The sequence below is a fragment of the Cohnella hongkongensis genome, assembly GCF_042654645.1.
GTDB lineage: Bacteria > Bacillota > Bacilli > Paenibacillales > Paenibacillaceae > Cohnella > Cohnella hongkongensis.
In genome coordinates this window covers 26068-39446 of sequence record NZ_JBHSEP010000005.1, presented here as the reverse complement: position 1 = coordinate 39446, position 13379 = coordinate 26068, and the positions used below count along the sequence as shown (strand labels likewise).

General features: G+C 48.3%; 7 protein-coding genes. All 7 read right to left on the bottom strand.

The features are described from left to right. Positions 1–12: 12 nt before the first annotated feature. A complete protein-coding gene (locus ACFO3S_RS09100; protein ID WP_378094590.1) occupies positions 13–1368 on the bottom strand; it encodes a restriction endonuclease subunit S in 1356 nt (451 codons plus the stop codon). Further along, complete coding sequence (locus ACFO3S_RS09095) at positions 1358–2881, bottom strand: class I SAM-dependent DNA methyltransferase (RefSeq protein WP_378094588.1); 1524 nt, start codon at positions 2879–2881, stop codon at positions 1358–1360. Before ACFO3S_RS09095 ends, ACFO3S_RS09100 begins: the two co-directional genes overlap by 11 nt. After that, positions 2856–4406, bottom strand: coding sequence for a restriction endonuclease subunit S (locus tag ACFO3S_RS09090; RefSeq protein WP_378094586.1), 1551 nt, complete (start codon positions 4404–4406; stop codon positions 2856–2858). Before ACFO3S_RS09090 ends, ACFO3S_RS09095 begins: the two co-directional genes overlap by 26 nt. A 123-nt stretch (positions 4407–4529) precedes the next feature. Next, complete coding sequence (locus ACFO3S_RS09085; RefSeq protein WP_378094584.1) at positions 4530–7784, bottom strand: DEAD/DEAH box helicase; 3255 nt, start codon at positions 7782–7784, stop codon at positions 4530–4532. Positions 7785–7788: 4 nt separating this feature from the next. After that, complete coding sequence (locus tag ACFO3S_RS09080) at positions 7789–8919, bottom strand: sigma-70 family RNA polymerase sigma factor (protein WP_378094582.1); 1131 nt, start codon at positions 8917–8919, stop codon at positions 7789–7791. A 317-nt stretch (positions 8920–9236) separates the two neighbouring features. After that, entirely contained in the window at positions 9237–11069 is a 1833-nt protein-coding gene (gene glmS, locus ACFO3S_RS09075; RefSeq protein WP_378094580.1) for a glutamine--fructose-6-phosphate transaminase (isomerizing), read from the bottom strand. A 969-nt stretch (positions 11070–12038) separates the two neighbouring features. Continuing rightward, the gene (glmM, locus tag ACFO3S_RS09070) at positions 12039–13379 is read right to left on the bottom strand and encodes a phosphoglucosamine mutase (protein ID WP_378094578.1); all 1341 of its coding nucleotides are present in this window, start codon (positions 13377–13379) and stop codon (positions 12039–12041) included.

Genomic DNA, 13379 nt, shown 5'->3' with positions numbered 1-13379 from the left:
CACCTCCTTAGTTTAGGTAGTGGAGTATTGTGCTTTGCTTTCGGCTGCTAGTGAAGATTCTACAGAAAACTTATAATTTTTCTCAAGAGGCACTCTAAGTTCGCCCGACATGAGTTTCGGCAGCAATGTGTCTCGAGTATCTGCCAACTTCTTATTCTGTAAGCGGAATTCAGATACCTGCTTATATATAGCTTCTACAGTTCTACTAAATAGTCTAATGAGTGACCTATTGCCTGTGGCAATTTTATAATTAAGGGTTGCTTTCGGTTTTGCTCGTTGTCGGCTGTTAGTGGATCCCGTTGTGTTGCTAATTAGAAACTGATTAAACGACTCTGAGTTAAATATTAAATAACAGAATCCAAAACTGTCTTGATCTTTGGGCAAATAGTTCATAAATTCAGTAGAACAAACTGCATTTTCAGTTATACAATAGGGTAACCATATTCTTTTAGTCTCGGGATTTAACTTTGAAACTAAAATTGAGTTTCTGTGCACTTTATATTTATTGCTCTTAATTTCAGAACCCAATTCAAATACAGGCATTTTACCTTCATCATAAGCAGGGATACTATAATGCTCATATACATCATCAGCCGACAGGTAAGGCTTTACCCCTTCTGTACTTAAATAGCAAAATTCCTCCAATAGCGAAATACTCCACCCCTTCGGTATCAACCCCAGTTCACTTTCTTCAAACTCTCCGCCGCTGGACTTATACGGTTCATCGTTTTCATTCGGGAACTCAAAATCTACAAACCAACGTTTGAAAAGGACTTGCGCCATTTCTTCAAGGTTTTTGGTGATTGCGTTGTTTAGTTCAATCTTTTCATCTATTACTTGTAGAACAGATGCTATCCTTCTTTGTTCTTCTATTGAGGGTATTGGAAGTGGCACCCTTTTAAGTATCTCTTGGTTTAAGGATGACATTGTCGTTCCTTGAGCATTGCTTAGAATCCAGTTAATATAAAATTTTGTCCCCAAAAAGTATGATACAAAGATTGGATCAATCTTTGGTGACGTAAAGCGAATCCGTATACAGTCACTCCCTTGTATCCAACCCTCTTCTTTGACCGTTACTAATGCCCTTCTATCCACTGCACCTTTTCGTCCAAAGATAATGTCTCCCTGAAGCAGCTTATACCTAGATAATCTTTCAGTATCTGCATCATTAATCAATGGCGAATTCCCATGAATTATTTTATTAATCCCAATGTCTTTAACTGCAATTACCGGAGTCCCATTAATCGCATAAGAACTAGCCTGAAGCATTGTACCAAACGGTCCTGTTTGAATGTCTGCTTCTTTAGCAGACACAAGATCTCCGATTGTTCTTAACTCCCAGGACTCATCTAGAACATTAAAACTCAAACCCAATCCCCCCAAGCCGCTTGCGAATCTCTTCTTCCAGATGCCGCGATTTAGCGAATTGTTCCGCCAACTCAGATGTCAGCCGAGCCATCTTATCCTCGAACGGCTCGCTGTCTTCTTCGACATCTTCGATACCGACATATCGGCCAGGCGTCAAGATATATTCATGCTCCTGCACTTCCGCAAGCTTAGCAGCTTTGCAGAAGCCTTTCACATCCTCATATGTCCCAGCTTCAGCCTGCCCGCGCCAAGCATGGTATGTATCTGCTATCTTCTTGATATCTTCTGAAGTCAGTTCACGATGAGTACGATCGACCATTTGACCCATTTTGCGGGCATCAACGAACAGGATTTCTCCGCAACGGTCGCGCAGTCCTCTTGGTTCCTTGTTCTTCGCCATAAACCAGAGGCAGACTGGAATTTGCGTCGAATAGAACAACTGCCCGGGGAGCGTAACAATGCAATCCACCAAATCCGCATTGACCAGCTTGCTCCGAATTTCGAGTTCCGCTGTCGTGCTTGTAGACATCGAGCCATTCGCCAAGACGAAGCCTGCTACGCCACTTGGGGCCAGCTTATTCACCATGTGTTGAATCCATGCGTAGTTAGCATTGCCTGCAGGCGGAATACCATAAGACCAACGGGCGTCTTCCGTTAACCGATCGCCTCCCCAATCGCTAATGTTGAATGGGGGATTAGCCAGTATGTAATCGGCCTTCAAGTTTTTATGAAGATCATTATGGAAGGTATCCGCATGATGTTCGCCCAAGTTACTGTCGATACCGCGGATCGCCAAGTTCATTTTACATAGTTTCCAGGTCGTCGGGTTAGATTCTTGGCCATATACTGCGATATCACCAAGCTTACCTTGATGCTCTTCGACGAACTTCTCGCTCTGGACGAACATACCGCCTGAACCACAACATGGGTCATAGACGCGTCCCTTAAATGGTTCAATCATTTCAACGAGCAAGCGGACAACACTGTTCGGTGTATAGAATTCGCCACCGTTCTTACCCTCAGCACTGGCAAACTTGCTAAGGAAGTATTCATATACCCTACCAAGAACATCCTTAGAGCGGCTATCTTCATCGCCTACCTTGAATGAGAACAAGTCGATAACTTCACCAAGACGCGTTTTATCTAAGGCAGGTCTAGCATAATCCTTTGGCAAGACACCTTTCAGCGATACGTTCTCTTTCTCGATGTCGATCATCGCTTGGTCAATGATTTGACCGATCTCCGGCTTCTTTGCATTGTTCTTAATGTGGTTCCAACGAGCATCCTTCGGTACCCAGAATATGTTGGAGGCCACATATTCATCCCGATCTTCAGGATCCGCATAGGGCTCATTCTTCAGTGTTTCATATTTCTCTTCAAAAGCATCCGATACGTATTTAAGGAAAAGCAGGCCTAATACGACGTGCTTATACTCCGCAGCATCCATGCTTCCGCGCAGTTTGTCGGCCATGCTCCATAATTTTTCCTCAAAACCCAAGTTCGCTGTTGCCATTAGCAAGCTCCTCTTTAAATATTCTTTGATATACTTCTTGTTTCGCTTGTTCCCATCTTGCGTGGGCTTCTAGAATAATAGCTTTGTATCGTTTCTTCTCGGCCAAATAATGAGTAACTAACTGATGTTGCCTCTCTTCTGGTAGCGTAGGAATTTCGATTTCTCCAACATCTGAAGGATTCAAGTTCATGACCGTTGTTCCCCGCTGGAAGCTTTGAATAAAGGCCATCCCTGTCGGGCTCTCTAAAAAAACCTTTACAAATTGAGCCAATACACTCGACTTAAACCGAAGTACGATAATGTTGGCGGAGGCAATCACCATTTCTTCACTGGCGGGGAAGATGGCGAGTTTAATCACGGTTCCTCTGCATGTCATGACAAGATCACCGGGAAGCAATTCATAACGCTTCACCTTACGCTCTTCTTCATCGATAGTCTCCAGCCCTTCTAACTTAACCTCGCCATCCTCCAAATTAGAAATATTCAACACTCTAATCTTGCCTGTCTTCAATTCTTGCTTCGAGATTGCTTTCCCGCGGAATATATCCGCCATGTTGCGAAGCTTTTCCTTCGGCATGGCTGCCTGTTGGAACGAGCGCAACTTCTCCTGATCTTCGTCGATCAGCAGATCGATCCTCCAATTGTCCCATAGCTGGAACTGATCCGGATGAATCATCACTTCCCGGTCAATCTCCAGATTGTGCTTCCGTATAATTAATCTTCCTATCCGAACCTCTCGTGGACTTTCCTTACCGAATTCCACCTGATATGTCCTAACCGAGGTATACGGCCTAAACAAGCCATCTGGAAGTGTATAAATTGATTGAACTGGTGCTTCCATGTTCATCTCTTGTCTCCAGCTTGCGATTGCTCCCCCTTGGAACATCATGCGTGACGGGAAAGTCACGCTTAGTCTGCCTCTCTCCTGCAGTACTGGCAGCAGGAAACTGACAGCTGCCCCCTCCGATTCTCGAATAGAAATTTCATCATCATCCTGAAGCTTTAGACCAAAGTTTGGAATGGACAGAATCGCGTCGAATCTCTCTTCCATTTGCAACGGTTGGTAGATACTCCCTTGAATTACGGTAATCCGAGGATTCAGTTCAAAGTATATTTTCAGTAAACGGCAGAGCATATAGTTTTCCGACAACAACGTGACGTGAAGACCACGCATGTAACATTTCGTCTCGTATAGACCTTGAAGAAACTTCTCCGTCTCTGTTATGAGAATGGAGCTAAACTGGCTTTGGGTGCACATTTCAATAAAGCGTTCCATGATTCCGGGATGTGCCATAAGCGTCCCGGTTATTCGATCCTGCTGCAGCGTGCGTAATGCATACTCCAGCAGGTCTAGTTCTTTGCCCGCATGGTACAGTCGGCGGAATAGATCCCGATCCCCAGGGAAATGCCCCAGCTCCCGTTCACCGACTTGCTCTTTCATCCATTGGAATAGCTCCTCTGCGCTCGCCTCCTGTTCCCATTCGATAGTTTTATGCCGCTCAATCGACTGGCGGGTGCGATTCACTCGAATCGCCTCCCGCAAAAGCTGATCCCTTGAATGAATCTCATGAAGCAAGCATAAATTCCAAAACGATTCAATCACTCAATCACCTTCTTTCTTACATGGCGTATTCAATGAAAGATAAGTTTAGGACCTAGAATTTCCGGTTTTGGCCAAAACCTCATCCGGAATTATTCCTAAAAAATAATTTTCAATGTATTCCCAGAATCGATCGTTATCCACTTCATTTTCGAATAAGTGGGTTAACATCGCCACCGATAGGTAATGCCTTTCTTTTACATTCTCCAAAATATAGTTTATATATCTCGCTGGGTTTTGTATGCTGCGTTCGATTTGCATACGGGAGTTGATACGAAGGAATATTTCGGGATTATCCCCGCCATTCACGCGATAGATCAAATTGCCCAGAGCTTCTAGTATACCAAGAAGAATAAATGTTTTCTCTACTTTCTCGGGGTTTACCTTCGGCAAGAACATTGTAACGTGACTTGGTTCGGTATTGATTTGCTGTCCTTGGTTGAGGATTTGTCTCCATTCAATCTTGATCCAATCCAGAAATCCCGCATACCCACTGTTCTGGATGGAGTATTTCTCCTTCGATTCGCTATACTTCATAAATCGCTGATAGAAGTTGGAATGCTTCTGCATAATCCGATCATAATGGTCCGCACTATGAATCAGAATTGAGGCCAGATTTTCACAAAAATATTTATCGCCCTTTATTTTCTTCTTCAGCTCTGCCGCAAATTCTGATATGGAGAAGTAGCTTCTTTCCTTGGCATATGCGCCGAATATATCCGCGATTTGCTCTAATTGATGGTTCAGCTCATTCGTGAACTGATCACGGTGTACTGATTTAAGCACAAGTTCTAGCTGTAAGACGGGCAGAAGATTAACTAAAAAAGGAAGTCCTAGATCCTCATCTTTCGAATGAAATTTATATTTGAATTGAGGAAATGATAAGCTCTGAAACCGCGATTCCCACAAGTTCTTCATATCACAGGTGTAGATATTGCCATACGCCGTCTTTTGTCCTTCAGCAACCTTTTTAAAGTATCTACCGTATCGCTCCAGAATTTGCTGCTCTTGATCTTTCTGTATCATAAAGTACTCTTTTGCAAATACACTTCTCGGACGAGCAATAATAGGCGAGTACCCCATTTTGGCTTTAAAATCCTTCTCGATAATCAATAAAGCTGTCTTCAGCTTATTATCGACTTCATCACTAGCCTCGGCGCCTTGCTGGAATATATATCGAAATTCCTCCGCATTGACAAGAAGATGACGCACATTGCTGCTGTGCTTATTTTCGTTAATAAGTTGAACAACCTTTGCCATCACTTGAACTAGTTGCTGTTTACGAATTGTCGAGATTCCATGCAGTCGATTAACATGAACGAAGTCCTTGGGCAAGAAATCAAAATAAGCGTATCCCCGCTCCAGTGCCCTTGCAGCACGTCCAATCTCCTGAACATAGTCACATACATTCCCAGTTGGGGCGAAGTGGTACACATTCACAATGTCGGGTAGATCGATACCCATTCCGAACGCTTTGGTTGCAAGCATGACTAGCGATTCACCCTCCTTGAACCGTTTGTAGTTTCCGTTTTTGAGATCTTTAGAGAGAGGACCGTAATAAGACGAAAGATGTTGACGCAATCGCTCGCTCGCAAAGATCTTGGTGAATTCATGAAACTGATTAATTAATCCGACTGTGGGGAAATAAACAAGCGTTTTTTCGTCTTTGGCGAGGTATTGTTCTAACCTGAATACAAGCACCTTAAATTTATCCTCCAGATATTCCTTAAACCTTTCCTTCGACTGACTGGATTTCTTAATGCGAACCTCCAGATCATCTCGCTTCACATATCCAAAGTAGCTAATGGGATTAATGAGATTCAGGCTGTCTCTTGTTTCCGCGTACATATCCTCTACTCCGCCATAAATTGCAGTTGCAGTAAAGGTAGCAATGGGGAACTGCATTTCCTTCTTGCGTAGGCGCTGGAGGTAACTCCCCAAATACCAGTAGTCCGAGCGAAATGCTTTCCCCCATGTTGTGACGATATGTGCCTCGTCGATCACGAACAGACCTATCTCTCGGTCTCCGATTAATTGCGCAATATCGGAGCGACTAAGTAGCGTCTCTGGCGAAATATAGAGAATGGAAATTTCTCTTGTCCGAATCCGTTCAATGATGCCCATCTTCTCAACCGGCGTAATTTCAGAATTAATCGTTGCGGACATGTGCACATTGCGTTCCATCAGACCTTGTACCTGATCCGTCATCAAACCAATTAACGGAGAGATAACGATGGTCATTAGTCCATATTTTTCAGCAAGGTAAATAGCGGGTACTTGAAACATAACCGATTTGCCTGCACCGGTTGGAGAGGTCACGAAGATGTCGCGATAGTTCTCTCCCTGATGCGCTAATGTAGCCTGCTGCACGATGCTGTCAATGACCTGACTTTGAGGAATAAAGACCGTTTCCTTCTTAAATTCAGGATCATGAATATCTTTGTACATTCGTAAGTTGCGGAAACTCGTATAATTCCAGTACTTCTCGAGTACGCGCAAATATTCTGTCTCATATAGCTGAGGTACAAGTGATGTCGTCTTGGTAGTAAGTACGAACGAAATATGAGGAAGTAGGCTTTGTAGAAGCTGAATTCGCTCGCGATAACGATGAATTGATACACTTAGATCTCCCGTGTAAGAGATCTGAACTTCTTGTTGCTCAGTTGCTGTATTCGATAACACTCGTGCTATTAGTCCAACCAGTACATCTTCTTCTTCTACAAGCTCAAGTTCTGCTGTGGCGTCATTTGCCAACTTGCGCTCTTGAAGCTCGAGGTCGGGAATTGAATAGTAATCAATCGCCGGTTCGGAATCAGCGTATACAATAAACCAGTTATTATCGATTTTCTTTAACGTTCCATAATATTTCTGAAAGATTTCAAAGTCCGGATCCTGCTCAGGCTCTTCTGTGGAATTCTCATCCTCGAAATAAGTGATAAATAACCTCTCCGCGGCAGGTATACTATATAAACAAGGAAAGGTGCGGTGATAAACATTGTTTTCATAGATCATAATATTGAAGTAAAGGGACAGTACTTCTGTTCCTATGACTTGATATTCCTCATAGGTGCACCAAGCAGCCTGATTGATTTGGTGAATCGATTGGAACATCTCCGGCAGAATCGATGCTTTGGCTTGATCGAGCTCATAAATTGAAATTGTAACTGAATACGGAATCAGCTTGCGCAAAGGCATCGTTTCGAAAAATGAAGCTGGAAACCCTTTGAATACAAAAAGCACCTTTTGGTTCGAATCCTGCATCATTCGCAAGAGATCTTGTTCGATTCTTTTATAATTGTTCATCCTGTCAACCTCCCATTGGTTCTGGCCAGTAGTAGTCATCGCGGTTTGCCCTTTTTCTCATTTTATTTGCTAATTTCTTCAATGCCTTGGCTTCAATCTGTCTGATTCTCTCGCGCGTTACTCCGAACTGTTCCCCTACTTTCTCGAGTGTTTTCGGTTTGCAATCACCAAAACCGAACCGTTCCAGAATAACCTCTTGTTCTCGTGGTTTGAGATGAGTGCGTATCAATTCATGAAGCAGCTTCTTCAAGTCGTGCTGCTCTGCCAAAAGTGCAGGATTAAAATAGATTTTACTGTACTCGCCCAATAACCGATGCGTCTCCAGACTTATAAATTGACTTAGTTCCGACTCTTGACCATCCTCCGAAATATTCTGTTCGGTGGACGTCATCCCTAACACCTGATGCTCAACGATCTTAGCTCGCTCGTATTGGGCTGCAGAAATGCCAAGTTTCATAATTATCGTCTGTTGGTCAGGGATGTTATTCTCCACTTCGTAAGCTTGTTCTTCCCGCCGGATCTTCTGAATGAGTTCAAACATATGTACCGGCACTCGAATCATTGTTCCCGTATCGACGATAGCCCGTATTATACGTTGCCGTATCCACCAAACAGCGTAAGTCGAGAATTGAACATCCTTGGTCACATCAAACTTTCTAATAGCGTCCATTAGCCCTATCGTACCTTCTGATACTAGGTCATCATAGGAATGTTGGTGATTGGCATATCTTAAATACTTCGAGGCCAACTTATGAACAAGTTTCATGTTATCGACAACTAGCTGTTCGAACTCTAGATCGTTACGAGTCTCATGGTACCCTTTCAGTAGGATAGTATTTTTCGAGTAAACACTCTGACTGGATGAGTTATCCATTACCTTCGGGTCAGAGACCGGCTTCCATTCCATATTTAAAATGTCATCAATACTCGGTTCTTCGTTTGCTTCCTTGGACTGCTCATTGTGCAGGATATTCTGGAAACCCATAATCTCAAGAAACATCTCGACGTCTTCGTTCTCTAGTTGCTCATCAGATAAGGATTGCAGAAGAGCCTTCGCCTCGGCAAAAGGAATTGTCTGCTTATCAGGAAAAGTACGTTCAAACACTTGCTGTACCTCGCGAATACTTTTGCCCATTTGAAGTCCTCCTTCATTACCAAAAACATCCCATACTAATATTACCATAATTATATTTGATATTTCAATATCCAATTATGAATTTAATATTATTAAAGGGCAAGATTGAAAAAATCAGAGGAAATATTTGAGGAGGGCCTGATGAGGCAAGAGATTTACGGCGTTAAAGATTTTTCGTTTGACTAGATCGCTCTCCTCCTGTTCTAAAGAAAAAGCCGAGCGAAAATCAGGAGTGATTCCTGAAAATCGTTCGACTTAGTAACTTTAATTGATGAGTGGCAGACTTAAAGGACGGACTGCTCTACCGGTGCCGCACTTCACTCCACCGTAACACTCTTAGCCAAGTTCCGCGGCTTATCCACGTCATGCCCCAGCGCGAGGGATGCGTAGTAGGACAGCAGCTGCAGCGGAACGACCGACAGAGCCGGAGTGAGCAGCGGAAGCGTGCGCGGGATCGCGAAGAGGCGATCGACCGACTTGGCGGCCTCCTGTTCCTGGCCTTCGTTGACGATGCCGAGGACGTGGGCGCCGCGGGCTTTTGTTTCTTTAATGTTGCTAAGCATTTTCTCGTACAGTTCCTCCTGCGTGAGCAGCGCGATAACCGGCGTGCCTTCCTCGATCAGCGCCAGCGTCCCGTGCTTAAGCTCGCCCGCCGCGTAAGCCTCGGAATGAATGTACGATATTTCCTTCAGCTTCAACGAGCCTTCCATCGCCACCGCGTAGTCGACGCCGCGTCCGATGAAGAACAGACTGCTGTGGTGCGAGATCGACTCCGCCACTTCCTTGATCGTCTCGGCCTGGGCGAGAATGCTCTCGACCTGCTCCGGCAAAGACTGCATTGCGGCAAGCACGCGAGCGATCGCAGCTTCGTCCTGCGCGCCGACCGTCTGCGCCCAGTGCAGTCCGAACAGGAAGAAGGCGATCAGCTGCGACGAATACGCTTTGGTGGAGGCTACCGCAATCTCAGGCCCCGCCAAGGTGATGATCACATCGTCGGCTTCGCGCGCGACCGAGCTGCCCACGACGTTCGTAATCGCCAGCACCCGGGCGCCGCACCGCTGCGCTTCGCGCAGAGCTGCCAGCGTATCGGCCGTCTCGCCGGATTGGCTGACGACGATGACGAGCGTGTCGGGCGTAATGATCGGCGAGCGGTAGCGGTACTCCGACGCGACATCCGTCTCGACCGGCACGCGTACGAGCGATTCGATGACGTTCTTGCCGACGAGCCCGGCATGCAGCGCCGTCCCGCAAGCGACGATATGCACGCGGCGAATGCCCTTCAGCTGCTCTGCCGTCATGTTCAGCTCGGGCAGCTCCACGGAACGCCCGTCGTCGCTGATTCGGCCCAGCATCGTATCGCGGTAGGCCTTCGGCTGCTCGTGGATTTCCTTCAGCATAAAGTGGTCGAAGCCGGCTTTCTCCGCCGTCATCAGATCCCAATCCACATGAAAAATTTCCTTCGAGATAAAGTTCCCCTCGATCGTCAGCAGCTCCACCGCGTCGCGCGTCAACACGGCCATCTCGCCGTCGTTCAGAATGTAAATGTCGCGCGTATGCTCCAGAATCGCCGGAATATCCGAGGCGATATACTTCTCTCCGTCCCCGACGCCGATAATGAGCGGACTGGCGTAGCGCACCGCAACCAGTCGGTCCGGCTCGTACTCGGTCAAGACGCCCAGGGCGAATGCGCCCCGCATTTTCTTCACCGCGCGCTGAACGGCTCTCACGATATCCCCGTCGTACTCGACGGCGATCAGGTGCGAGATCACCTCCGTATCCGTCTCCGACAGAAAACGATGCCCCGCCTGTACCAGCTCTTCTTTAAGCTCCAAATAATTTTCGATGATGCCGTTATGCACGACGGAAAACTTCAACGTATTGTCCGTATGCGGGTGGGAGTTGACGTCGGACGGCTTGCCGTGAGTCGCCCAGCGCGTATGCCCGATCCCGACCGTTCCGCGCAGCGGATCTCCGCTCAGCCGGCTCTCCAGGTTGGCCAGTCGGCCCACCGTTTTCGTGACCTCCAATCCTTGCTCCGTCTGCACGGCGATGCCGGCAGAGTCGTATCCCCGGTATTCCAGCTTCTTAAGCCCTTCGATCAGTATGGGCTGAGACTCCCGATATCCAATATATCCTACGATTCCGCACATATTTATATAAGCCTCCGTTTATAGGTTCTCGACACTTTCCGAGTACCCGCAACCGGGCCGAACGAGCGGCACATGCCGTATTCCTGACAAAAACGCCTTCAACGTCCCCGAGTTTGAGAACCGCGTTTTGTCGGAGACGAATCGGACGAGAGAACGGTCGCCTGGATTAAGCGAGCCAAGCAAAAACGCGTTCGGCGTCCTCTAGACGCAGAATTGCGTTTTTGTCGGAGGGGATTCAGAGAAGGATAGCGTATTTTATACTTTCTGAATCACCAAGCATAAACGGCTTACGCCGTCCTTAGGATCGGCGGGATCACGTTTATGTCGGAGGGGATTCAGAGAAGGATAACGAATTTTATACTTTCTGAATCACTTAAATAAAGGAGTCCTGCTCTCCATCCTCTCGCATGATACCCCTCAAGCGGCCGGTTCGCAGGCCGCCGGACAGGTCTGAATCGTTCCGCCTTCGGGGCGGCAACGACATAAGCATCGTGCCGGAATTTTGTTCGCCCGGTTGCCCTGAGCGTTTTGAGTTCCGGCTGTCGGCTCCGATGATGAGCCGGGAGGTCCCCGCCGAACGTTTCGAACACCTCCACCTCGTCAACTTGCTTCCGTATGGCTCTCCGCCGAAGTTTTCCGCTCGGATCAGCTTTCCCGCCCCTGATCTTTGCCCTTCCGCGTTTCGTCATCTTTCCACAAGTTCTGGCGCTTTTTGTTGCCTATTTTTCTCTACCCTGCCCTTCCATTCCGGAATCTATTCCTATATCTTATTCGTTTTGCAAGCAGGATGCAACTTGGGCGTCATGATTTCCCCGGAAATGAGCTTATTCTACATGGCAATCGCGAAGAGAGGAGCGACAAGAGTCCTCCCGGGCGCGCATAAAAAGAGAGCGTCCCCCCGTTCGGAAGAAACGCCCTCTATAGGTCGAAGCAGAAGGCTGCCGCCTTCATCGGCGCAGCCGCTCGCTTCTACACCAATTCTGCCTTCACGACCTCGACGATCGAAGCGACGTGGCGCTCGATCTCCTCCCGCTCCGGCCCTTCGGCCATGACGCGGATGAGCGCCTCCGTGCCGGAAGGACGCACGAGCACGCGCCCGTTGTCTCCCAGCGCCTCTTCCGCCGCCGAGACGGCCGCCGCGATCGCCTGGTTGCCCGGGTAGCGGGATTTATCCGCCACGCGCACGTTTACGAGCACCTGCGGGTACTTGCGCATCATCCGCTTCAGCTCGCTAAGCTTGCGGCCGGACGCGACGATCGTATCGAGCAGTTGCAGCCCGGTCAAAATTCCGTCGCCCGTTGTGCTGTGATCGAGGAAGATGACGTGGCCCGACTGCTCGCCTCCCAGATTGTATCCGCCGTTCACCATCTCTTCCATGACATACCGGTCGCCAACCGCCGTCTTGGCCGTGCGAAGGCCGAGCTGATCGGCCGCCTTGAAGAACCCGATGTTCGCCATCACTGTCGTGACGATCGTATCCTTCGCCAGCTTGCCGGCGCGCCTCATCGCGTCTCCGCAGATGCACAGAATATAATCGCCGTCGGTCTCTTCTCCGTTCTCGTCGATTGCGATCAGCCGGTCCGCGTCCCCGTCGAACGCCAGTCCCAGGTCGGCCCCGTGTTCCTTGACCTTCGCCGCCAGCATCTCCGGGTGCGTGGAGCCGACGCCTTCGTTAATATTCAATCCGTTCGGCTCCGCGCCGTAGGCGATCACTTCTGCGCCGAGCGCCCGGAAGACATCCGGAGCCAGCTCGTAGGCCGCGCCGTGAGCGCAATCCAGCACCAGCTTCACGCCCTCGAACGTATGGCCGACCGTCGATCTCAAGTAATCGAGATACAAGCGCTTGGCCTGGCCGTCGGTCGTCACCGAGCCGATGTCTCCGCCGATCGGCCGAGGCAGCTCGTCTTCCTTCGCATCCATCAGCCGTTCAATCTCCGCCTCTGTCTCGTCAAGAAGCTTAAATCCGTCTCCGCCGAAAAATTTGATCCCGTTGTCCGCTACCGGATTGTGGGAGGCGGAGATCATAACGCCCGCATCCGCTCCCATCGTCCGGGTCAAGTAGGCTACCGCAGGCGTGCTGACTACGCCGAGGCGAACGACGTCCGCACCGATGGACAGCAGCCCCGCCGTCAGCGCGCTTTCCAGCATTTGACCCGAGATGCGCGTATCCATCCCGATCAGCACTTTAGGGCGTTTGACCTTGCCCGCCAGCACGACGCCTCCGCAGCGCCCGATCCGATAAGCCAGCTCCGGCGTAAGCTCCTGATTGGCGACCCCGCGCACGCCGTCCGTACCAAAATATTTCCCCAT

Bases quoted from the DNA above. Each gene is read 5' to 3' on its own strand.
- ACFO3S_RS09095 (WP_378094588.1), bottom strand. From the start codon at position 2,881: ATGGCAACAGCGAACTTGGGTTTTGAGGAAAAATTATGGAGCATGGCC.
- ACFO3S_RS09085 (WP_378094584.1), bottom strand. From the start codon at position 7,784: ATGAACAATTATAAAAGAATCGAACAAGATCTCTTGCGAATGATGCAG.
- ACFO3S_RS09080 (WP_378094582.1), bottom strand. From the start codon at position 8,919: ATGGGCAAAAGTATTCGCGAGGTACAGCAAGTGTTTGAACGTACTTTT.
- glmS (WP_378094580.1), bottom strand. From the start codon at position 11,069: ATGTGCGGAATCGTAGGATATATTGGATATCGGGAGTCTCAGCCCATA.
- glmM (WP_378094578.1), bottom strand. From the start codon at position 13,379: ATGGGGAAATATTTTGGTACGGACGGCGTGCGCGGGGTCGCCAATCAG.